The 22,348-nt window shown below is 74.6% G+C and carries 18 protein-coding genes; 3 read left to right on the forward strand and 15 right to left on the reverse strand.

Annotated elements, in window-relative coordinates; genetic code table 11:
• The 11 genes from ACFY0O_RS31800 to ACFY0O_RS31850 form a co-directional block, all read right to left on the reverse strand.
• The coding region (locus ACFY0O_RS31800) for a homocysteine S-methyltransferase family protein (protein ID WP_388953103.1) at nucleotides 1-818 on the reverse strand (818 nt) is incomplete at its 3' end.
• Nucleotide 819: 1 nt separating this feature from the next.
• Entirely contained in the window at nucleotides 820-1,803 is a 984-nt protein-coding gene (locus ACFY0O_RS31805) for a carbohydrate kinase family protein (protein ID WP_388953107.1), read from the reverse strand.
• A gap of 1 nt (nucleotide 1,804) precedes the next feature.
• Complete coding sequence (metK, locus tag ACFY0O_RS31810) at nucleotides 1,805-3,013, reverse strand: methionine adenosyltransferase (protein ID WP_388953110.1); 1,209 nt, start codon at nucleotides 3,011-3,013, stop codon at nucleotides 1,805-1,807.
• Complete coding sequence (acpS, locus tag ACFY0O_RS31815; protein ID WP_388953112.1) at nucleotides 3,010-3,774, reverse strand: holo-ACP synthase; 765 nt, start codon at nucleotides 3,772-3,774, stop codon at nucleotides 3,010-3,012. The genes metK and acpS overlap by 4 nt, the downstream gene beginning before the upstream one ends.
• 1 nt (nucleotide 3,775) lies before the next feature.
• The gene (locus ACFY0O_RS31820) at nucleotides 3,776-4,642 is read right to left on the reverse strand and encodes a hypothetical protein (RefSeq protein ID WP_388953114.1); all 867 of its coding nucleotides are present in this window, start codon (nucleotides 4,640-4,642) and stop codon (nucleotides 3,776-3,778) included.
• Between the two features lie 35 nt (nucleotides 4,643-4,677).
• A complete protein-coding gene (locus tag ACFY0O_RS31825; RefSeq protein WP_388953117.1) occupies nucleotides 4,678-5,571 on the reverse strand; it encodes a diiron oxygenase in 894 nt (297 codons plus the stop codon).
• A 64-nt stretch (nucleotides 5,572-5,635) separates the two neighbouring features.
• Nucleotides 5,636-6,682: a methyltransferase domain-containing protein gene (locus ACFY0O_RS31830; protein ID WP_388953120.1), complete on the reverse strand. Its 1,047-nt coding sequence runs from the start codon at nucleotides 6,680-6,682 to the stop codon at nucleotides 5,636-5,638.
• Complete coding sequence (locus tag ACFY0O_RS31835) at nucleotides 6,679-7,518, reverse strand: SAM-dependent methyltransferase (RefSeq protein ID WP_358896601.1); 840 nt, start codon at nucleotides 7,516-7,518, stop codon at nucleotides 6,679-6,681. The genes ACFY0O_RS31830 and ACFY0O_RS31835 overlap by 4 nt, the downstream gene beginning before the upstream one ends.
• A 95-nt stretch (nucleotides 7,519-7,613) precedes the next feature.
• Nucleotides 7,614-8,120 (reverse strand): MaoC family dehydratase, encoded by a 507-nt coding sequence (locus ACFY0O_RS31840; protein ID WP_388953123.1) that lies wholly within the window; start codon nucleotides 8,118-8,120, stop codon nucleotides 7,614-7,616.
• A 65-nt stretch (nucleotides 8,121-8,185) separates the two neighbouring features.
• Nucleotides 8,186-9,376, reverse strand: a complete 1,191-nt coding sequence (locus ACFY0O_RS31845) for a trans-sulfuration enzyme family protein (RefSeq protein ID WP_388953126.1) — start codon at nucleotides 9,374-9,376, stop codon at nucleotides 8,186-8,188.
• A gap of 103 nt (nucleotides 9,377-9,479) precedes the next feature.
• Nucleotides 9,480-10,931 (reverse strand): MFS transporter, encoded by a 1,452-nt coding sequence (locus ACFY0O_RS31850; protein ID WP_388953128.1) that lies wholly within the window; start codon nucleotides 10,929-10,931, stop codon nucleotides 9,480-9,482.
• A 253-nt stretch (nucleotides 10,932-11,184) separates the two neighbouring features.
• On the opposite strand from ACFY0O_RS31850, the gene ACFY0O_RS31855 reads away from it, so the two are divergent.
• On the forward strand, nucleotides 11,185-13,746 hold the full coding sequence (locus tag ACFY0O_RS31855; protein WP_388953131.1) for a molybdopterin-dependent oxidoreductase: 2,562 nt from the start codon (nucleotides 11,185-11,187) through the stop codon (nucleotides 13,744-13,746).
• Nucleotides 13,743-14,741 carry an FAD binding domain-containing protein gene (locus ACFY0O_RS31860; protein ID WP_388953134.1) on the forward strand — a complete coding sequence of 333 codons (999 nt, stop codon included), beginning with the start codon at nucleotides 13,743-13,745 and terminating at the stop codon, nucleotides 14,739-14,741. Before ACFY0O_RS31855 ends, ACFY0O_RS31860 begins: the two co-directional genes overlap by 4 nt.
• On the opposite strand, the gene ACFY0O_RS31865 is transcribed toward ACFY0O_RS31860, so the two are convergent.
• Together ACFY0O_RS31865 and ACFY0O_RS31870 are read right to left on the reverse strand one after the other, a co-directional pair.
• The gene (locus ACFY0O_RS31865) at nucleotides 14,713-16,857 is read right to left on the reverse strand and encodes an FUSC family protein (protein ID WP_388953136.1); all 2,145 of its coding nucleotides are present in this window, start codon (nucleotides 16,855-16,857) and stop codon (nucleotides 14,713-14,715) included. The genes ACFY0O_RS31860 and ACFY0O_RS31865 overlap by 29 nt on opposite strands.
• Before the next feature lie 45 nt (nucleotides 16,858-16,902).
• Nucleotides 16,903-18,003 carry a DUF1152 domain-containing protein gene (locus ACFY0O_RS31870; protein ID WP_388953139.1) on the reverse strand — a complete coding sequence of 367 codons (1,101 nt, stop codon included), beginning with the start codon at nucleotides 18,001-18,003 and terminating at the stop codon, nucleotides 16,903-16,905.
• A 211-nt stretch (nucleotides 18,004-18,214) separates the two neighbouring features.
• Between ACFY0O_RS31870 and ACFY0O_RS31875 the strand changes: the two genes are divergently transcribed.
• Entirely contained in the window at nucleotides 18,215-19,594 is a 1,380-nt protein-coding gene (locus ACFY0O_RS31875) for an STM4012 family radical SAM protein (protein WP_388953412.1), read from the forward strand.
• A gap of 10 nt (nucleotides 19,595-19,604) precedes the next feature.
• Here ACFY0O_RS31875 and ACFY0O_RS31880 read toward each other — a convergent pair whose 3' ends face one another.
• Both ACFY0O_RS31880 and ACFY0O_RS31885 read right to left on the reverse strand, forming a co-directional pair.
• Nucleotides 19,605-20,519: a DMT family transporter gene (locus ACFY0O_RS31880; protein ID WP_388953142.1), complete on the reverse strand. Its 915-nt coding sequence runs from the start codon at nucleotides 20,517-20,519 to the stop codon at nucleotides 19,605-19,607.
• A gap of 126 nt (nucleotides 20,520-20,645) precedes the next feature.
• Nucleotides 20,646-22,328, reverse strand: coding sequence for a thiopeptide-type bacteriocin biosynthesis protein (locus tag ACFY0O_RS31885; protein WP_388953145.1), 1,683 nt, complete (start codon nucleotides 22,326-22,328; stop codon nucleotides 20,646-20,648).
• Nucleotides 22,329-22,348 lie beyond the last annotated feature (20 nt).

Below are 22,348 nucleotides of genomic sequence, written 5' to 3' on the forward strand. Positions count from 1 at the left end.
GCCAGCTCGGGGGCACTCAGCGGATAGTGCGCACCCTGCTTCGTCAGCACCGGCAGACCCGCGTTGGGCATGCACGACAGCGGGATCCGCGCGTTGCGCGCCAGGTAGCGCAGGTGCTCGCTCATCTCCGCCGGACCCGTCGCACAGTTCAGACCGATCATGTCGATCCCCAGCGGCTCCAGCGCCGTCAGCGCCGCACCGATCTCCGAACCCAGCAGCATCGTGCCGGTCGCCTCCACCGTGACCTGGACGATCAGCGGGAGGTCTCCCATCCCGCACCAGTCCAGGGCCCGGCGGGCGCCGATGACGGCGGCCTTCGTCTGGAGGAGGTCCTGGGTGGTCTCGACGAGGAGGGCGTCCGCGCCGCCGCGGATCAGGCCCTCCGCGTTCTCCTGGTAGGCGGCGCGCAGACGGTCGTAGCCGATGTGCCCGAGGGTGGGGAGCTTGGTGCCCGGGCCCATGGAGCCCAGGACCCAGCGGGGCCGGCCGTCGTCCGCGGTGAAGGCGTCCGCCGACTCGCGGGCGATGCGGGCGCCGGCCTCGGAGAGCTCGTAGATCCGGTCCTCGACCCCGTACTCGGCGAGCGCGGACAGGTTCGTGCCGAAGGTGTTCGTCTCGACGCAGTCGACGCCGACCGCGAAGTAGGCGTCGTGCACCGAGCGGACGATGTCGGGGCGGGTGGAGTTGAGGACCTCGTTGCAGCCCTCCAGCCCCAGGAAGTCGTCCATGGTGGGGTCGGCCGCCTGGAGCATCGTCCCCATCGCCCCGTCCGCGACCACCACCCGGGTCGCGAACTCCTCCCTCAGTGACCGTCTCATCTCATCCCAGTCCCCTCAGGTGTTCGGACACTTCCTCTTCGCTCCGCGGGCCGTAGGCGGAACGCAGCCGGGCCAGGAGAGCCTCCCGGGTCAGCCGGTACTCCTGGGTGCCGGTGTGGTCGAGCACGGTCGCCGCGACCGCGCAGCCCAGCTGGGCCGCGTGCAGCTCGGGTACGCCCCAGGCCGTCCCGGCGAGGAACCCGGCCCGGAAGGCGTCGCCGACGCCGGTCGGGTCGGCCACGTCCGCGACGGGCACCGCCGGTACGGTCAGGTCTCCGCCACCGGCGGTGCGGAGGCGCACGCCGTCCTCGCCGCGGGTGGTGACCCACGAGCCGACCCGTTCCAGGACCTGTGCCTCGGTGAGCCCGGAGCGTTCGCAGAGCAGGGCGGACTCGTACTCGTTGGTGAACAGCCGGGTCGCCCCGTCGAGCAGTTCCAGCACCTCGTCCCGGCCGAGCCGGGCGAGCTGCTGGGAGGGGTCGGAGGCGAAGGGGACGCCCAGTTCCCGGCAGGCCCGGGTGTGGCGGAGCATGGCCTGCGGGTCGTCCGGGGAGACGAGCACCAGGTCGGGGCGGCCGGCGCGGGCGACGACGGCGTGCAGGTCGATCTCGCGCGCCTCGGCCATGGCGCCGGCGTAGAAGGTCGCGATCTGGTTCTGCTCCGCGTCGGTGGTGCAGACGAAGCGGGCCGTGTGGAGGGTGTCGCTGACGCGTACGGAGTCGGTGTCCACTCCGTGGTCCTTGAGCCACACCCGGTAGGGCTCGAAGTCCGCGCCCACCGCGCCCACCAGCAGGGGGCGCAGCCCCAGTACGCCGAGGCCGAAGGCGATGTTCGCCGCCACGCCGCCCCGCCGCACGTCCAGGTGGTCGGCGAGGAAGGACAGGGAGACCCGGTCCAGCCGGTCCGCCAGCAGCTGCTCGGCGAACCGGCCGGGGAAGGTCATCAGGTGATCGGTCGCGATGGAACCCGTGACAGCGATCCGCATGTCAGACCCCGGCTGCCTTGCGCAGGGCGTGCACGCGGTCGGTGCGCTCCCAGGTGAAGTCGGGGAGCTCGCGGCCGAAGTGGCCGTACGCGGCGGTCTGCGCGTAGATGGGGCGCAGCAGGTCCAGGTCGCGGACGATCGCGGCCGGGCGGAGGTCGAAGACGGCGGAGACCGCCTCCTGGATCCGCTCGTCGGGCAGGCTGCCGGTGCCGAAGGTCTCGACGAACAGGCCGACGGGCTCGGCCTTGCCGATCGCGTACGCGACCTGGACCTCGCAGCGGGCCGCGAGGCCGGCGGCGACGACGTTCTTGGCGACCCAGCGCATCGCGTACGCGGCCGAGCGGTCCACCTTCGACGGGTCCTTGCCGGAGAAGGCGCCGCCGCCGTGGCGGGCCATGCCCCCGTAGGTGTCGATGATGATCTTGCGGCCGGTCAGGCCGGCGTCGCCCATCGGGCCGCCGATCTCGAAGCGGCCGGTCGGGTTGACCAGCAGCCGGTAGCCGTCGGTGTCCAGCTTGATGCCGTCCTCGGCGAGCTGCTTCAGGACGTGCTCGACCACGTGGTCGCGGACGTCCGGGGTGAGCAGCCCTTCCAGGTCGATGTCCGCCGCGTGCTGGGTGGAGACGACCACGGTGTCGAGGCGGACCGCCCGGTTGCCGTCGTACTCGACGGTGACCTGGGTCTTGCCGTCGGGGCGCAGGTACGGGACCGTGCCCTCCTTGCGGACCTGGGTCAGGCGGCGGGAGAGCCGGTGCGCGAGGTGGATCGGCAGCGGCATCAGCTCGGGGGTCTCGTCGCAGGCGAAGCCGAACATCAGGCCCTGGTCGCCGGCGCCCTGGCGGTCGAGCTCGTCGTCCTCGCCCTCGACCCGGGACTCGTAGGCGGTGTCGACGCCCTGCGCGATGTCCGGGGACTGGGCGCCGATGGACACCGACACGCCGCAGGAGGCGCCGTCGAAGCCCTTCTTCGAGGAGTCGTAGCCGATGTCGAGGACGGCTCCCCGGACGAGTTCGGCGATCGGCGCGTAGGCGGTGGTCGTGACCTCGCCGGCGATGTGGACCTGGCCGGTGGTGATCAGGGTCTCCACGGCGACGCGGGAGGTCGGGTCCTCGCGCAGCAGGGCGTCGAGGATGGTGTCGCTGATCCGGTCGGCGATCTTGTCGGGGTGGCCCTCGGTGACCGACTCGGAGGTGAAGAGCCGCTTGCTCATGCCTTCACCTCGGCAGGGAAGAAGTGGGTGGCGATGGCGTCGAGGGTGCGGATCTCGTCGACCTCGAGGGTCTCCATCTGGATGGAGCGGCCGCTGTGCTGTTCGAGGAGGAAGACGAACTCGACGAAGGACAGGGAGTCGATCAGCCGGTTCTCGATGAGGTCCAGGTCGGGAGCGATGTCGTCCAGCTCCTCGTGGCGGGCGAGGAGCCAGTTCTTCACGAGCTGCAGGCCTTCGGACATGGTGTCTCTCCTTGGAGTGCTGTGTTCGGGTTGCGGGGTGTGCGCGGATCCGGCGGCCGGGTCCGGGAGTGCGGGCGGTGCGGGGGGCTGCGGCGGAGCGGGGTCCACCAGCGGGGCGGCGACCGCCACCGCGTAGTCCACGTCGTGGCTGATGGTGACGGTGATGCCGGAGATGCCGGAGTCGGCGGCCATGCCGGCCGCGGCCCCGCGCAGTTCCACGAGCGGCCAGCCGCCTTCGGAGCGCCGTACGACGATGTCCCGCCAGGGCAGGACCACGGCCCCGACGCGGAGGGTCTTGAAGGCCGCCTCCTTGGCCGCGATCCGCCCGCACAGGCTCAGTACGTCGAGCCGGGCGGAGGTGTGGCAGTCGGCGAGTTCGCCGGGGGTGAGCATGCGCTGGAAGAAGTCCTCGCCGTATGCGGCGAGCAGCCGGCGGACACGGTGGACGGACACGATGTCCATGCCGAGGTTCGCCCAGCCCAGGCCGCCCGCCGGCGGGGCGACGGGTCGGGTCTGCACGTCAGCTCGCCGGCCCCGCCGCGTTCGCGCTCAGGACGGCGGCGGTGGCCGCGCCCCAGCTGCCGTGGCGGCGGGTGAGCGCGGACAGCCAGCGCTCGAGGCCGAAGGCGACGCAGCTGGTGAAGGCCGGGCCCGCGCCGGAGGCGAGGGGGATGTCGCAGCGGTCGCCGAAGAAGTTGCGGTGGGTGTTGACGGAGGCGATGGCGAGGTCCTCGTAGAGGAACTCGTGCTTGACCGGGGTCAGTCGCTGGAGCACCGCCTTGGAGCTGCCCTTGTCGAAGAAGGGGTCGCAGGCGGCCTCCTTCGTCAGCGGCAGGTCCAGGGCCTCCGCGAAGGCGTGGATGCGCCGGGTGAAGCGGGCCAGGTGCTCCTCGGCGTGTTCACGGGTGCCGATGGCGACGATCTCCCGCATGCGGAAGCCGAGCTGGCGGCGCAGGCCCTCGTAGTGGGCCTCCTTGCGGAAGCACCAGCCGACCACGGTGACGAGCTCGTCGTCGGCGGCCGGGCGGCCCTGGTGGTCGATGTAGACGGCGTAACAGGAGGCGGAGGGCAGGCCGAGGGCGGCCGGCTCCAGCGCGTCGCAGGGGAAGCAGCCGGTGTCCGTGGAGAACTCGCTGGTCCCCCGGACGTCCAGGTTCAGCGGGGCGGCGACGACGGCCTGGTGGGGGAAGTTGTCGTAGTAGTCGAGCCGGGCCAGGTCGGCGGCCGGGAGCAGCGGGGGCATGGTCATCGGACGGGCCCCGGCGTGCACCCCCCAGCTCTCGAAGGTGTCGTCGAGGAGCCGCAGCAGCGCGGTGCCCTCGGGGCCGAGCGACGGCAGGCCCCGGGTTTCGGTGGTGGTGGGTGTCTTGACGGTCGTGACGCTCATGGGGGTTGTCACCTCTCGGGCGGCGGTGGGCCCTCTCAGACGACGGGCATGACGTCGTCCGTGAAGATCCCGGTCTTCAGGAAGAAGCCGAGCGGCTTGCGGATGGCCTTGCGCTCGTGGGGGCGGCGCCGTTCGTCGGCGACGAGCGCGTTGCGCAGGCCGATCGGGTCGGCGATGCCGGCGTCCCGGTACACGTGGGGGTTGTAGAGGGAGTTGATGCTGTAGACCACGTAGCGCTTGAGGTAGGCCTCGACCTCGGCGACGCGGGCGGCGGGAACGGCCTCCTTCATCCGGGTGAAGAGGAGGGAGACCAGCTCGCGGCCGAAGGCGATGTGGCGGGACTCGTCCTGGTGGTGGATGCGGTTGACCTCGCGGATGGTGTGGCACAGCGACTCGTCGCGCGCCATCCGCGTGTTGTAGTGGTCGACCAGCTCCTCGAAGAACAGGATCCGGGAGAAGACGAGGAAGTTCTCGACCTCGGGCTCCCAGGCGGAGTCGGCGCGCAGGGCGGTGGAGCCGTAGATCTTGTCGCCGTAGCGGCGGCAGAACTCGGCGAAGAACCACATGTGCTCGTTCTCCTCACCGATGAAGTGGTGGAAGAAGTCCGAGGGCACCTCGAAGCCGGGCATGTGGATGCGGCCGACGACCTCGATGAGCAGTTCGCGGATGCCGTGCACGTTGAGGCTGTAGAAGTTGATGCTCTCCCACTTCGAGAGGCGCTGGAGGGTCTCCTCGCCGAGCTCGTCGTAGAAGGGGGTCCCGTAGACGGTGAGCAGCTCGGGGGTCATCCACATGCGGCCCTCGTCGAGCTTCTCGGGCCAGTCGAACTGCTGGTACGGGTTGTAGTACTCCTCGATGGAACGGTGGCTCAGGCGCTCCAGGACTTCCAGGAACCGGTCGTTGACCGGCAGGGGGGCGCTGACGCCCATGGTGACTCCTCGGGGTGGTGGTGAAGGCGGGGGCGTGCGGGCCCCGGGGCCGGTGGGCCGGGCGCTACGGGCGGACCTCGTAGACCGCGTTGACCGGGGTCTCGGTCGCGCGGCGCCAGCGGGTGAAGCCGGCCTCTTCGGCGATGGCGCGGAAGGCCTGCTCGCCGGAGTGGTTGCCGAGCGCGTGGGGGCCGTGCTGGGCGACGGCCACGGGCAGGCACATCACGGCGGAGAGGGCCATGAACATGCGGGCGGCGGGGGTCTGGGTGTCGATGTCGTCGGGCGACACGTTGGACTCGACGAGCATCCAGGTGCCGTCGGCGTCCAGGGACTTGTGCACGTGCCGGGCGGCGGAGACCGGGTCGCCCATGTCGTGCAGGGCGTTGAAGAAGGTGACCAGGTCGTAGCCGGTGCCGGGGTAGTCGTCGGCGGAGGCGACCTCGAAGACGACGCGGTCGGAGAGGCCGGCCTCCTCGGCGAGGCCGCGGGCGATGGCGATGGCCTCTTCGGAGTAGTCGAAGCCGTGGACGGTCGCCTGGGGGAAGGCCTTGGCGATGAGCAGGGTGGTGTGGCCGACGCCGCAGCCCACGTCGGCGACGGTGCCGCCGGCGGCCAGCTTGCCGGTGACCCCGGTGAGGGAGGGCAGCCAGTCCGGGACGAGGCGGTGCTCGTAGGTGGGCTGGAAGAAGCTGCCCATGCCGGTGTCGAGGGCCGGGTCGTGGTCGGCCCAGCCCACGCCGTCGCCGGTGCGGTAGGCGTCGACGAGGAGGTCCTCGGTGCCGTAGAGGGCCTTGAGGGCGGTGAAGAACCCGGCGGCGAAGGTGATCGCGTTCGGGTCGGCCAGCACCGGGGCGTGGTCGGCGGGCAGGGTGTAGGCGCCGGTGGCCCGGTCGCGTTCGACGTAGCCGGCGCTCAGCTGGGCGTGCAGCCACTCCTCGGCGTAGCGGGGGTGGATCCCGGTGCGCTCGGCGAGGGCGGCCGGGGTGAGCGGGCCGGCCTCGGCGAGGGCGCGGTAGAGGCCGAGCCGTTCGCCGAGGGCGACGGTGAGGCCGCGTACGGCGGCGCCGGCGTCGCCGATGACGCGCTGGTGGAAGTCGTGGGTGGCGCTCATGCCGCTCTCACCTCGGTGGTCGGGAGGTCGCAGGTGAACAGGAAGGACCGCGGGACGCGCGGGACGCCGCGTGCGGGGACGGGGTAGGGCCAGCGGCCGAAGTCGGCGCCGTCCTCGCCGGGCTGGCGGACCTCGCGGACGTCCCAGCCGCATTCGGCGAGGAGTTGCTCGGGGGTCTCGGTGCCGAACAGCCAGGGGTTGCCGTCCTCTTCGAGGGACTTCAGGAAGGGGCGGGAGAGCGGGTTCTCCAGGGCGGCCTTGCTGATGACGTCGCCGAGCAGGACCGAGCCGGGCGCGGAGTGTCCGGCCAGGGTGGCGATCAGGTTGCGGACGGCGGCCTCGGGGAGGAAGAACAGGAGTCCCTCGACGACCCACAGCACGGGCTCGTCGGGGCGCCAGCCGGCCGCCGTGAGGGGGCCGGTCCAGTCCTGGGTGAGGTCGACGGCGACGGGGACGCGGGTGCGTCCGGCCGGCTGGGGCTCGTCGGCCAGCATGCCGGCCTTGGCCTCCAGGAGGGCGGGGCGGTCGAGTTCGTAGACGGTGACGCCGTCGGGCCAGGGCAGCCGGTAGAAGCGGGTGTCCATGCCGGCGGCGAGGAACACGACCTGGCGGATGCCGTGTTCCTGGACGGTGGCGACGATCTGCCGGTCCAGGTAGGTGGTGCGGATGGCGAGGAACGGCACGGTGCCGGCTCCGGCGTAGCGCTCCAGCAGCTCGAAGCCGATGGTGTCGGCGACGGTGCGGGCGTAGGGATCGGCGAACAGCCGGTCCTCGCGGTCGGTTTCCAGGGCCCGCGCTGCGGCGGTCCACTGGGCGGTGCGGGATACGGCCTCCACGGGAGGCTCCCTTCACTTCGGCGGACGGGGAGGGGGCGGGCGCGGTACGGGGCCCCGCGCCCGGCCGGGGCCAGGAAAGAGCCGGAAGAGACGGCCTAGGCCAGGGAGCTCGCGCGGACGACCGGGTCCTCCGCGGCGCAGGGGTGCGCCGGGGAGCAGGCGGCGGGCCGGCGCTGGAAGATGCTGTGCAGGACCATGCTGAAGACGACGTTCCCCTCGGCGTCGGACAGCGTGCACTTGGGCTGGACGACCCCGGTGGTGGGGTTGAACGGCGAGGGGCGCGAGCCGAGGATCTCGACGCGCGCCGTGAGCACGTCGCCGGGACGGACGGGCCGCAGGTAGCGGATCTCGTCGACGCCCGGCGATCCGGTACAGGCGCTGTAGGCGAGCAGTCCGTCGACGTAGCGGCGCATGAACATCGAGGCGCTGTGCCAGCCGCTGGCGATGAGGCCGCCGAACGGGGTCTGCGCGGCGAGCTCCGGGTCGGTGTGGAAGGGCTGCGGGTCGAAGCGCCTGCCGAACTCCAGTACTTCCTCCGTCGTGACGGTGATGGTTCCCAGCTCGTGGACGTCACCGGTCCGGAAGTCCTCGAAATAGCGCATCACGCGCCCCCCTTGACGTAGAGGAGTGGTTTTCCCTGGCGTGAACCAATCTACGAATCAGACGCTTATTTTGTCAACCCAAAAGAAGACCGCAGTGCCTGTTCAACGTCCTCCCAGAGGTCCTCCGGATCCTCGATGCCGACCGACATCCGCACCAGGCCCGGACCGATGCCGGCGCGCACGAGCGCGGCCTCGTCCAGCTCCCGGTGGGAGGTGCTGGCGGGGTGCGTGACCAGCGTCTCCACCCCGCCCAGCGACAGCGCGAGCCGGGCGAGGCGGACCCCCTCGGCGAAGGCGCGGCCCGCCTCCCGGCCGCCGTGCAGCTCGAAGGAGAGCAGCCCGCCGCCGCCGGAGAGCACCTTGCGGGCCATGGCGTACGAGGGGTGCGTTCTCAGCCACGGCCAGTGCACGGCCGCCACGGCGGGGTGCTCCGCCAGCCGCTGCGCGAGCAGGGCCGCGTTGGCACAGTGCTCGCGCATCCGCAGCGGCAGCGTCGCGATCCCGCGCAGGGTCAGCCAGACGGCGAACGGGTCGGCGCTGGCGCCGAGTTCGACCGTGCGCGGCCAGACCTCACGGCGCAGGGCGTCGTCCGCGAAGACGGCCGCCCCGCCGAGGACGTCGGAGTGCCCGGCGAGGTACTTGGTGGTGGAGTGGAGCACGATGTCGGCGCCGTGCTCGATCGGGCGGCACAGCACGGGCGAGGCCAGGGAGTTGTCCACGGCGCTGAGCACGCCCCGGCGCCGGGCCGCGGCCAGCAGCCCGGGCAGGTCGGGGACCTGTCCGGTGGGGTTGGCGATGGTCTCCAGGACGAGCAGCCGGGTGCGCGGCCCGGCCAGCGCCTCGAACTCCCCCGCGTCGTCCCCGGCGATGTGGTCGACCCGGATCCCGTAGCGCTCGGAGAGGTCCTTGAGGGCCGCGTACGTGCCCCCGTACAGGCAGCGCTGGGCGATCACCTGGTCGCCGGGGCGCAGCAGGGCGAGCAGCACCCCGCTGATGGCGCCCATCCCGGAGGCGAAGGCGATGGCCGAGGCCCCGCCCTCCAGGCCGGCGAGGGTGCGCTCCAGGGCGCGGACGGTGGGGTTGCCGCGGCGGCTGTAGACGTAGTCCCCGTCGGGGCCGGCCATGGCGCGCGCCAGGTCGTCGGCGGAGTCGAAGGCGAAGGCGGAGGACTGCACGAGGGGCACGGACAGCGGCCGGCTCCCGCGGACTTCGAGTTCGTGGGCCACGTGGACGGCGCGGGTGCGGATGTCCTTCATCGAGGGGTCTCCCTGTCTCGTTCGGGTACGGAAAAGGGGCCGCCCGACGTCCGGGGAGGACGTCGGGCGACCCCTGGGGCGTGCGCGGGGCCGTCCCCGTGCGTCAGACCCCCGCCGTCTGGCCCTTCGGCGCCGGGGCGTCGGCGGCCGGGGCGGCGGCAGCGGCGGCGACCGCCTTGTCGCCCTTCATGGCGAGGAGCGTGATCAGCGCGCCGGCGGCCGCGATGACGGCGGCGGCGATGAACGCGGAGCTGAACCCGTCGGTGAGGGCGGGCAGGTTGCCCAGTTCACCGGCGCCCTGGGTGGTGGCGAGGGCGGTCAGCGCGGCCAGGCCCAGGGCCGAGCCCACGTTGTAGGTGGTGTTGACGATGCCGGAGGCGAGGCCGGCCTGCTCCTGCGGGGCGCCGGACATCGAGGCGATCATCGCCGGGATGTAGGCGAGCGCCATGCCGAGCGCGGCGACGAGCGAGGCGGGCAGGACGTCGACCAGGAAGGTGCCGGTCGGCTCGACCGCGGAGAGCCACACCAGGCCGAGGGCGAGGGCCAGCAGGCCGGCGACGATCAGCGGCTTGGCGCCGAAGCGGCCCATGAGGCGGGCGGTGATGGCCGTCATGAAGATCATCAGCAGGATGGTCATCGGGAGCAGGGCCGCACCGGAGGCGAAGGCGCCGTAGCCGAGGACCTGCTGGAGGTAGAGGTTGAGGAAGTACCACATCGGGATCCAGGCGGCGCCCAGCAGGGTCATGGCCAGGTTGCCCGAGCCCAGGCGCGGGATCCGCCACACGCTGAGCGGCATGAGCGGCTCGCGGATGGTCTTCTGGACCACGAAGAACAGGACGAGGAGGACGGCGGCGCCGATCAGTTCCAGCACGGTGGCGGTCGAGCCCCAGCCGACCTCGGGGGCGCGGACGACGGCGAAGACGGCGAGCGCGAGCCCGGCGGTGACGGCGACGGCGCCGAGGACGTCCACGGAGCCGCGGCGGGACTGGACGGCGGGCAGCAGCTTCGTCAGGGCGAGGGTGACCACGCCGATCGGGACGTAGATGATGAAGCACCAGGGCCAGCTCACCCACTCGGTGAACACACCGCCGAGGAAGACGCCGGCGGTGCCGCCGGCCGGGGCGGCGGCACCGTAGAGGGCCATCGCCTTGCCGAGCTCCTTCGGGTTGTGCCCGAAGAGCATCATCAGGAGGGTCATGGCCGAGGGGGCGATCAGCGCGCCGCCGACGCCCTGGACGGCCCGGCCGACGATCTCCACGGAGGCGCTCTGCGCGGCGGCGGCGAGCACGGAGCCCACGATCATGACGACCCAGCCGGTGGCGAAGATCTTGCGCGCCCCGAACAGGTCGGAGAGCCGCCCGCCGAGCAGCAGTAATCCGCCGAAGACGATGACGTAGGCGTTGAAGACCCACTGGAGCTCGCCCTGGGAGAAGCCCAGGTCCTTCTGCATCTCGGGGAGCGCCACCCCGATGATCGAGGTGTCCATGATCACCATGAACTGAGCGGCGGCAAGCACCCCAAGTGCCCACCAGCGCCGGGGATTGACGGTTGACATTGCCCTGGCCCTTCCTCTGTCCTATACCCCCAGGGGGTACCTTCGTGAGGGAAGTTAGCATACCGGTGGGGGGTATGTAAGGCTGCCGTCAGGCGCTCGAGCGGGACTCGACCGGCGGGGTCCTCGCCCGTCACCCGCCCGGCCCTGCCCCGGGCGCGGGCGCGCTGCGGCGGGCCCGGCGAGGGGATATCAAGGACGTGAAGGTGAGCGCGCGGGCCCGGCGGTCGCCACCCCGCCCGGAGGAGTACGTCCCGTGGAGTTCGAGGTCAACGGCGTCCCGCACACGACGGACACGGACGACGACCCCGCCGCCGTGGAGGTGCTGCGCGACCGGCTCGGCCTCACCGGCACCAAGCTGGTCTGCGCGGGCGGCGTCTGCGGAGCCTGCACCGTCCAGGTCGACGGCGACCCCCGGGTCTCCTGCCTGACGCCCGCCGCCCTGCTGGCCGGACGCCGGGTCACGACCGCCGAGGGCCTGGCGGACCACCCTGTCGCCCGGGCCTTCGCCGGCCGCGACGCCCTCCAGTGCGGCTACTGCACCCCCGGGTTCGTCGTCGAGGCGGCCGCGTTCCACGACCGGTGGCGGGCCGGGCACGGGCGGACCGCGCCCGGCCGCGAGCGGATCGCCGACGCCCTGGCCGGCCACCTGTGCCGCTGCGGCGCCTACGAGCGGATCTTCGACGCGGTGGCCGCCGCCTGCGCGGGCGCGTACGACGGGGAACCGGACCCGGCGGCCCCGCCCCCGCGCGCCGAGGCCCCGGAGAAGGCCTGCGGCGCGGCCCGGTACACCACCGACCTGCGGCCCGAGGGGCTGCTGGAGGGGGTGGTCGTCCGCTCCCCGCACGCGCACGCCCTCGTCCGCTCAATCGACGCCGGCGACCTCCCGCTGGTGCGGCTGCTGCCGCCCGACGGGGTGGTGCGCTACGCCGGCCAGCCCGTGGCCGCCGTCGCGGCGCCGACCCGGGCGGCGGCGCGGGCGGCCGCCGCGAAGGTCGTCGTGGACTACGAGGTGCGCCCGGCCGCGCTCGACGTACGCGCCGCCCGGGCCGGCGAGGGCCCGCTGGTCTACCCGGACAGGGCGGCCCGCAAGCGGGCGCCCAGCTCCGGCGAGGGCGGCCTCGGGCTGCCCGCGAAGTGGGCGGGCAACCGGCGGGGCCCGGTGAGCGTGAACAAGCGCGGCGGGGAGGCCGTGCGCCGGATCCTCAAGGCCCGCGCCAAGACCCCCGACCGGCTCGTCGAAGGCCTGTACACGACCGCCGCCCAGAGCCACACCCCGCTCGAACCGCACACCGCGCTGGCCCACTGGAGCGAGGGCACCCTCCGGCTGGAGGTGTCCACCCAGGCCGTCCAGCGCGTCGCCCAGCTCGCCGCCGAACGCTGGGGCCTGCCCCCCGGACGGGTGGTGGCCGAAGCCCCGCACGTGGGCGGCGGCTTCGGCTCCAAGGTGGGGCTGACCACCGACGTCGTCGCCGCCGTCGAGCTCTCCCGGCTCTACGGCGCCCCCGTCCGCGTCTCGCTCGACCGGGACGAGGAGCTCACCGACGGCGGCTACCGGCCCGCCACCCGGATCCGGCTGGCGATGGCCGCCGACGCCGCCGGGGACCTGTCGGCACTGGCCGTCGACGCCGACAGCGACGGCGGGGTCTCCGTCGGCGGCTCCGTGGCCGCGCTGGCCCGGTTCATGTACGGCCGCTCCCCGCGCCGGCTCCGCGACTTCGACACCGTCACCAACCGGCCCCCCGGCGCCCCCTTCCGCGGCCCGGGCGGCCCCCCGCTGTGCTGGGCGCTGGAACAGGCCGTCGACGAGATGGCCCACCGGCTCGGCCACGACCCCATCGACCTGCGCCGCCAGTGGGACGGGAACCCCAAGCGCCGCGCCCTGTACGACTGGGCGGCCGCCCTGCCCGTGTGGACCGACGTCCGGCGCGGCGGCTCGGGCCGCTACCGGCGCGGCGTCGGCGTGGCGGCCGCCAACTGGCTCTACTTCGTCGACCCCGCCACCGAGGTCGAACTCACCGTCGAGGACGGGGCGGTCGTCGCCCGCTGCGCCGTCCAGGACATGGGCACCGGTGCCCGCAGCGTCCTGCGCCGGGCCGTCGCCGAGGGCCTCGGCATCGAGGAGGGCCGGGTCCGCGTGGAGATCGGCCGCAGCGGCCCCGTGCACGGCCCGACCTCCGGGGGCAGCCGCACCACCCCCTCGCTCGCCCCCGCCGCCCGGGACGCCGCCGACCGGCTGCGCGCCGCGCTCGGCGGCGGCGACGTCGCCTCCCGGCTGGACTCCGCCCACGGCACCCGCGTCACCGGCAGACGGCCGCGCGACCGGCGCGGCTTCGCCCTCCCCTTCACCCTGGGCGGCCTGGCGGTCGGCCGCGGGTTCACCGGATCGGTCCAGGTCGCCGAGGTCGAGGTGGACACCCGGCTGGGCCGGACGCGGGCGCTGCGCGTGTGGAGCGGCATCTCCGCCGGCCGGATCCACGAGGAACGCCTCGCCCGCAACCAGTGCGAGGGCGCGGTCGTCCAGGGCGTCGGCTACGCGCTGTACGAGGAGCGGCGCACGGATCCCCTGACCGGCCGGGTGCTGACCGAGAACCTGGAGGACTACCGGATCCCCGGCATCGGCGACACCCCCGAGATCACGGTCCACTTCCACCAGGAGGGCTTCGAGCACGTGCCCGGCGGGGGCGTCGGCCTCGGCGAGGTGGCCACCCTGCCCACCGCGGCAGCCCTGGCCAACGCCGTGTACGACGCCACCGGCTGGCGCCCCCACGACCTTCCCATCCGCCCCGACCGGCTCCTGGAAGGACTGCGTCCGTGAGCACCGAGCCCGCCCTCACCGATCTGTCGGCCGCCGTCCTGGCGCGCGGCGGGGAGCTGCGCGCCGGCGGCACCGACACCACCGCCCGGCAGCGCGCGGGCCTGTCGCCGGGGCCGTTCACCGACCTGTCCGGGGTCTCCCACCTGCGCGGCTGCACCGGCCTGCCCGGCGGCGGGCTGCGCGTCGGCGCCCTGACCACCCTCGCCGAACTGGCCGCCGACCCGCGGGTGCGGGAGGGCTGGCCGGCGCTGGCGCTCGCGGCGGGGAGCACGGCCACCCCGCAGGTCCGCTCCGCCGGGACCCTGGGCGGCAACCTGCTCCAGCGCAACCGCTGCTGGTACTTCCGCAACCCGCACATCGGCTGCCTGCAGAAGGGCGGCACCGACTGCCCCGCCCGCGAGGGCGACCACCACTACGGGGTGGTCGCCGGGGAGGGCCCCTGCGTGGCCCCGCACCCCTCGACCCTCGCCGTGGCGCTGCTGACCTACGACGCGGAGGTCGAGGTGCACGGCGAATCCCCGCGCCCCGTCGCCGCGTTGTACGGGGACGGCAGCGGGCTGCACGAGGCCGACCACCTGCTGCCGCCCGGCCGGGTCCTCACCTCGGTGCGGCTGCCCGCCGCGCTGCCCGGCGAGCGCGCCGCCTACCACCGGGCCATCAGCCGGGCCGGCGCCGAATGGCCGCTGGTCGAGGCCGTCGCCCGGCTCTCGCTGCGGGGCTCCACCGTCGTCCGTGCCGCCGTCGCGGCGGGCGGGGTGGCCCGGGTGCCGCTGCGGCTGCCGGAGGTGGAGGAGGCCCTGACCGGCCGCGAGGCCACCCCCGCGGTCCTCGCCGAGGCGGCGTCGACGGTCCTCGGGCGCTGCCGGCCCCTGCCCCGCACCGGCTACAAGACCACCCTGTTCCGCGACACCGTCCTGGAGGCGCTGGAACGGGCCGCCGACCCCGGGCCGCGCCCCGGGGAGGCCGTCAACGGGGCGCGCCCTCCGGGGCCGTGACCCGTTCCAGGTCGGTCATGAGGGAGTCCAGCCAGGAGGCCGCCGCGTAGTAGCGGCGCGGCGCGCCGGGCGGCTCCGCCGTGAACCCCCGGTACGCCGGGTCCCGCAGCGGCGCGGGCACCGGCGGGGTGTCCCCGCCCGGGTCCAGGTGCGCCGACACCAGCAGCATCCGCCCCGCCACCCGGTCCCCGATCCCGGCCAGCCCCGCCGCCGGCTCCGGGTCCAGCGGCGGGACGGCGGACGGTGCGGGTCCGTCGGGCGGGGCCGTCAGGCGGTCAGCGCCCCACAGGACGTGGTGGCCCGTCATCAGGGCCGCCTGCCAGTCGGGTCCGGGCGGGCGCGGGGCGGCGGCCCCGAAGTGCGCCGGCTCGCTCTGGAACTGCGCGTACGCCGACTCCGCCATGATCAGCGCGTGCCGCAGCGACCGGTAGCCCCGTCCGGCCACCGCGCCCTCCCCCGGGCCGCCCGCACCGCCCGCCGCGACGGCGGCGCTGGTGGCGACCACGGTCTCGGCGGCCCGGCGCAGCAGGCCCGCCGTGGCCCGGCCCAGCTCGTCGTGGGCGCCCCGGGGCCAGGCCAGCAGCCCGAACACCCCGCCGATCAGGCTCCCGATCAGCACGTCGGCCATCCGCACCTCGGCCAGCTGCCAGGTGGCCGGCGCCAGCTGCGCGAACACCATGGCCACCAGCACCGTGAACATCCCCTGCGCCCACCCCACCCCCCGCACGGGCCCCACCGTGAACGCGAGGAGCATCCACAGCGGCAGGACCACGGCGTACACCGGCGTGTGCGGGCCGACCACGGTGAGCAGGCCCGCGGTGAACAGGGCTCCGGCGAAGGTGCCGGCCAGGGCGATCCGGATGGTGCTCCAGGTCTCGCCGACGGTGGTCCGCGTCAGGGAGAGCGTCGCCAGCATCGCCCAGAACCCGTGCGGCAGCGTGTCCAGCCCGGCGACCAGCCGGGCCGCCGCCAGCGCGAGACCGATCCGCACCGCGTTCTGGAAGAACACCGAACGGCGCACGGCGTGCCCCCGGACCCGGTGCCACCACAGCAGCGGCGCGGGGGTCCGGGCGTACCAGAACCGCCCGGGCTGCACCCGGTCCGCCACCACCGGGCCCGGCACGGCGAGGGAGGCGGCCGTGGCCATGGTCAGCGCGGCGTCGGCCACCTCCAGCACCGCCGCGTCCCGGCGCAGCACGGCCGGGTCGGCGGGTCCGGGCGCGGCGGCGGCCAGCCGGGCCCGGGCCGCGGCGAGCCCGTCGTACGCGTCGCCCGGGCCGGTGTCCCCCCGCAGCCGCAGGCGGGCGGCGGTGCGCTCCGCGAGCAGCGCGACCCCGCGCAGCACCTCCCCGGCGCCGTCCCACGGACCGTGCAGCGCCGACAGCCGGCTCAGCAGGGTCCGGGCGGCCAGGCCCGTGTGCGTCAGCGCCCGGTCGCGCGCCCCCGGCCCGGCCGGCCGGTCGGCTTCGGGCACCTTCAGCGACCGCAGGCCCGTGCCCGCCTCGCGCGCCCGGGCGGCCGAGGCCGCCGACAGCGCGTACGGGGGCGCGGCCAGCTCCCGGGCGCAGTGCGCGGCGGTGTCGGCGGCCCGGGCCGCGAGCTCCCGGTAGGGGGGTGGAGCGGGCTCGGGGAGGAGGTGGCGCTCGGCCAGGACGAGCAGGGCGAGCCCGGCGGTGGTGCCGATCAGCCGGACGCCGAGCGAGCCCGGATCGTACGGGGGGAAGGACGGCAGGATGTACAGCAGTTGCAGTCCGGGCCCGGCTCCGGCCGGCCCGGGCCCGCCGACGGCGGCGAAGGCCAGGACGAAGCCGATCACGAGCATCCCGGCGACGGCGCTCCAGGTGCGCACCGACAGGAAGGTGCCGACGGCGACCAGCAGCCAGCACACCGGCACCAGCCGCAGCACCGTGGCGGCCCGCTGGGGCCCCGTGCCGGGGATCCGCGACAGCCCGGCGAGGGCCACCGCCGAGAACAGCGCGTACGTGGCGGCGACGGAGGAGCCGAAGCCGTAGAGGAACAGGTAGAACCCGGCGGCGGCGACCAGCGTCACCCGCACCGCCCGTACCCCCGAGGCCGCGTAGCCCTTCGGCAGCCGGCGCCTGGGCACACCACCCATCCCACCAGCATCACCTGTCCGGGGCCTGGCGGCACCACGACCCGCTCAGCCCGCGGCCAGCCGCCACAGCGGGGGGACGTGCCGCTCGGGGCCGGCCGTGCGCAGCCCGGCGAGCAGGGCGCGGGCCTCCGCGGCGGTCAGGTCGAGCTCCTCGGTGATCCGCCGGGTGGTGGCGTACGCGATCCCCCGCGCGAGCGTCTCGCGTTCCCAGGCGGCGAAGCGGTCCAGGAGCGCGGCGGGGTCCCGGTCCGGGCGGTGCGGGGCGGGCGGGGTGGCGGGGTCGGCGGCGCGGCGGCGTTCGCGGGCGATCTCCGAGAAGCCGCAGACGGCGCGGGAGGCCTCCTCGGCCTCCTCCAGGGAGGAGCAGCCGGTGAGCGCCCGGGCGAGCGGGCTGAGTCCGAGCACCCGGTCCAGGGTGAGCCGGTGGACCTGGCGGGCCGTGTCGTCGAGGAGTACGGGCCGGGGCGCGTCCCGGGTGCCGCAGACCCCGCGTATCCCGCGCGCGGCCGCGACCAGCAGGGCGCTCGCCTCGGAGGGGTGCCAGTCGAAGACGCCGGAGACGGCCTCGGTGTGGGCGGCGTCGAGGCGGAGGGCGGGCGGGCCGAGCCGGGGCAGCAGGTCGGGCAGGGGCACCTCGTTGTCGAGACCGGGGCCGGCGACGTACACGGTGGTGGGCAGGCCGGCCTCGGCGCAGGCGGCGACGGCTAGGGCGTCGCCGAGCGGGCTGCGCAGGGTGGGCTCGTCCCCGCGGGCGACGATGTCGCCGCCCACGTCCACGAGGTCGATGCGCTCGGCCCCGCACCAGCGGGCGGCCGCCGCGACCTGGCGGGCCAGGCCGAGCGTGCCGCCGTACGGGTCGAGCAGGCCGAGCCGCGGCCGCAGGGCGCCGGACAGCCGCGGGAGCAGGGAGCCGGCGGGGGCGCGCGGTGCGGTGGCGGGGGTGATCAGGGCGAGGCCGGGCGCGGCGGGTTCGGTGCCGGTGAAGTCGGCGGCGCGGCGGGGCCCCGGTACGGGGTCGACGACCAGGCGTTCCCAGGCGTAGGTGAGGACGAGCGCGGGGGTGTCCGCCCCGTGGAGGGCGGCGTGGACCATGGCCGCCGTGATCGGGTCGCCGCCGCCGCCCGCGGCGATGAGAAGTCTCTTCATACGGGAAACGGAACCCCAGCCGGGGACGGAATGGGCCGTTCCACCAAAAAGTGCATATGAAGCTCTACACGGTGAAACCCATTTTATGGGAATTGCACTACAGAAATGTGGCCGGGGCCGAGCCTAGGGTGACGAACTGTCACGAACAGTGATCTGACCGGTTTTTGAAAGAGAGTCAATTCCCGTCATGACCAAGCCTGTTCCGCTCCCCATGCCCACCGTCCCGGGCCGCGCCGCCGCGGCCGACGGCGAGCCGCGCACCCCGTACGAGCAGTACGTGTACGCCTACCCGCACCAGAAGGCGTACCGCCTGCTGGACGACGGCCCGCTCCTCTCCGAGCTGTGGGCGAAGGAGCGCCTCGACGCCCTCTCCCTCTACGTGCACGTCCCCTTCTGCGAGATGCGCTGCGGGTTCTGCAACCTCTTCACCCGCACCGGCGCCCCCGAGGAGGTCACCGGAGCGTTCCTCGCCACCCTGGAGCGGCAGGCTCGCGTCACCCGGGAGGCCCTCGACGCGAAGGGCGAGCCCGTCCGGTTCACCCTCGCCGCGTTCGGCGGGGGCACCCCGACCTACCTGACGGCGGACGAACTCACCCGGCTCTGCGACATCAGCGAGAAGGTCATGGGCGCCGACCTGAAGGCGGCGTCCTGGTCGGTCGAGACCTCCCCCGCGACCGCCACCGCCGACCGGATCGCCGTGCTCGCCGAGCGCGGGGCGACCCGGGTGAGCATCGGCGTGCAGAGCTTCATCGACGAGGAGGCCCGGGCGGCCGTGCGGCCGCAGAAGCGCGAGGAAGTGGAGGCCTCGCTCGCCCGGCTGAAGGAGGCGGCCTTCCCCGTCCTCAACATCGACCTCATCTACGGCATAGACGGCCAGACCGAGCGCACCTTCAAGGTCTCCCTCGACGCCGCCCTCGCCTGGGAGCCCGAGGAGGTCTACCTCTACCCGCTGTACGTGCGCCCGCTCACCGGGCTGAGCTCCCGCCACGCCAAGACCCTGGAGGAATGGAACGACCAGCGGCTGCGGCTCTACCGCTACGGCCGCGACCACCTCCTCTCCTCCGGCTACGAGCAGACCTCCATGCGGGTGTTCCGGCGGATCGGCACCGCCGCCGTGGACGACGCCGACGGCAGCAGCATCAGCGAGTACAACCAGCAGGCGGGCATGGTCGGACTGGGCGTCGGCGCCCGCTCGTTCACCACCGGACTGCACTACACCACCGACTACGCGGTGGCGGTGCCGGAGGTGCGGCGCATCATCGACGACTACATCGCCACCCCGACCGAGCGCTTCCGCCGGGCCCAGTGGGCGTTCCGGATGGACGAGGGCGAGCGGCGCCGGATGTACGTCCTCCAGCACCTCCTGGAGTCCACGGGCCTGCGCCCCGCCGCCTACGAGGAGGTGTTCGCCACCCGCTTCGAGGACGACTTCGGCCCGCAGCTCGCCACCCTGCTGGAGCGGCGCTGGCTGCGGGAGCGGGGCGGGGCGCTGGCCCTGACCCTGGAGGGCATGGCCTGGGCCGACGCGGTCGGCCCGATGTTCTTCTCCGACCGCGTGCACGAGAACATGCGCTCCTACCAGGACCGCTAGGCACGCCCGGCTAGGGCCTGGTCGCCGGCTGCGGCTCGGTGTGCGGGGCCGGGGCGGTCCGCGGCCGGGGGCGGCGCTCGGGGAGGGACACCAGGACCAGCCCGAGCAGCAGCAGCGCCGCCCCGGCCGCCGCGGACGGTCCCGGCCGCTCGCCCAGCACCGCCACCCCGAGCACGGTCGCGACCAGGGGCTCGGTCAGGCTCAGCGTCCCCGTCGTGGCGGCGCTGAGCCGGCCGACGCCCCGGGTGAACAGCAGGTACCCGAGGGCGGTGGTGCACAGGCCGAGCCAGCCGATCAGGGCGGCCGAGCGGACGGTGGCCAGGCCCTCGGGGGCCACCAGCAGGTACGGGGAGACCAGCAGCCCCGCGCACAGCACGCTCACGGGGGCCGCGGCGCCGAGGTCCGCGCCGCGCGCCCCCAGTTCCTTCGTGGCCGCGATGTACACGCCGAAGCTCGCCCCCGCCACGACCCCGAACAGCACGCCCGGCAGGTCGGCGGTGGCCCCGCTGCCGGGCAGCAGCAACAGGGCGATCCCGAGCACGGCGCAGCCGGTCCCGCCCAGCCGGCGGGGCGTCAGCCGCTCCCCGGACAGGACCCGGGCGCCCAGGCCGCCGACCACGGGCACGGTCCCGAAGGCGACCGCGGTCGCCAGGGCCGCGCCGCCGCGCTCGACGGCCTGCAGGAAGCACACCTGGAAGGCGGCCGTCACCAGCACGCTCAGCCCGAGCCACCCCCGCACCCCGGGCCGCCGCAGCGTGCGCAGCCCGGCCGGGCGGACCGTCAGCAGGCTGAGCGCCAGCCCGCCGAGCAGCATCCGGCAGGCCCCGAGCGCCACGGGGTGCACCCCGGTGTCCGCCCAGAGCTGGGCCGGCCCCACCGTCCCCCACAGCACCGCCGCCGCCAGCACGGACGCCACCGCTCCCATGACTACCCCCTCCACCACGTTCCGGTCGTGGTGAAGCTATCGGGGCGCGCCCGGGCAGACCTACTGGCCGAAACCATGAGATTCCGCCAGAAAGCACCGGCCGGTCCGTGCCTTCACACCAACCCGTCAGGCGGCGGGCGCGGGGCGACCGAGCGGGAGCAGGTACTGCAGGGGCTGTTCCAGGTCGTCCAGGCCGAGGAGTTCGTGGGCCAGGTCGTCGTGGAAACCGCCGAGCGGAGTGCCGGCCAGACCGAGGGCCGTGGCGGTGAGCAGCAGGTTCTGTGCCAGGTGCCCGGTCTCCAGCAGGGCCAGGCGTAGGGCGCGCAGCCCGTAGCGGCGGCGCAGCAGGCCGAGGTCCGCGTAGAGGGCGAGGACCACCGGCACCCCGTCGACGCCGATCCAGTGCGGGTCGCCCGCGGGCCGGGACAGGTACGACGACAGGGCGGCGATCTCCGCCGTGGCCGGGGCCGGGCCGACGCGCCGCAGCGTCCGCCGCTCGGGGACGCAGTCGTACGTGCCGGCCGGAACGCCCTCGACGTCGAGGACCAGCAGCCGTACCCGGACGGTGTACAGGGCCCCCGCGCTGGGGTAGGCCCGGTGGACCGGGAGGTCGGCCGGAGCCCCGGGCAGCGGCGTCCCGCCGCGCTCCCGGTCGGCCAGTGCGGGCCACAGCAGGGCGCCCAGCTCGGCGGCGGCGAGCGGCCCGCCGAGGGCCCCGCGCACCGAGGCCCGGGCCGCGAGGGCGGCGCCGAGCGGGACCTCGGGCAGCGGGCCCGCGGGCAGGGGCAGCTCGGGCCCGGCCGGGGCGTACCGGGGCGGCTCGGGCGGCAGGGCGCGCAGGGCCGTGTCCTCCTGCCGGCCGATCTGGAACTTGCTGCGCTCCACGTACTGGAGGTCGGGGGCGGTGTGCCCGGCCGGGAAGTAGTCCGCCGGCTCCCCGGTCTCCAGCAGGGTGCGGGCGGCCAGCCGGCACACGGCCCGCTCCTCGTCCGGGGTCACCCCGAGCCGGTTGAGCAGCATGTGCAGCTGCGAGCCCCAGATCCAGGCCGTCGCGTCGGGGGCCGCGTCCGGGTCCAGTCCGGCGCGGAGCAGGGCGTCGGTCGCGCGGACCCGCCGTTCCCAGTGGCCGAGCCAGGGTGCGGCGGTGCCCTGCGCGAGGCGTTCCCGCAGGCCCTGGGCGCGCCGCCGCAGGCCGGAACGCTGGGCGGCGTAGACGGAGTTGACGCGGGCGTGCACGGAGGCGCCGGGCAGCAGCTCCACCTCGGTGACCCAGCGCCAACCGGCCGCGTGCCGGCGCAACCAGCGGGCGGCGGTGAGCCGGTCCAGGCCGAGCGCGTGGACCGTCGTGTGGACCAGGTCCGCCGCGTGCGTCAGGCGGGCCGAGCCCCCGCCCGCGGCGGCGAGCTCGCGCAGGACTTCGAGCACGACCCGGGAGGAGTCCGCGAAGACCTCCTCGGCGAGGGGCAGGGCGCGCGGGCCACCGTACCGGTCGGTCTCGGGCAGGTACGGGACGGCGCGGACCTCGCCGTGGGCGGAGGTCCAGGGGCCGGGCATCGAGGGCACCTCCTTCGCCGCCCGGGCCAGTTCGCCCGGGAGCCGCGCGGCGGCGGCCGGGGCCAGCCCGCGCACCCGCACGCGTACGTGGGGGCCGTCCTCCGCGTAGCGGATGAAGAACCACCGGTCGGCCTCTCCGGCCGCCACCAGGCCGTCGAGGAGCGGGGCCGCCGCGCGGAGCAGGAAGGCGTCGGTGTCCTCGGTCCCGGAGTGCAGGAAGACGTGGTGGCTGTGCCAGGCGTCGGTCGTGGGCATCTGCGGTCCTAGCGGGAGGG

The sequence above is a fragment of the Streptomyces sp. NPDC001594 genome, assembly GCF_042893675.1.
In the GTDB taxonomy this organism is placed as follows: domain Bacteria; phylum Actinomycetota; class Actinomycetes; order Streptomycetales; family Streptomycetaceae; genus Streptomyces.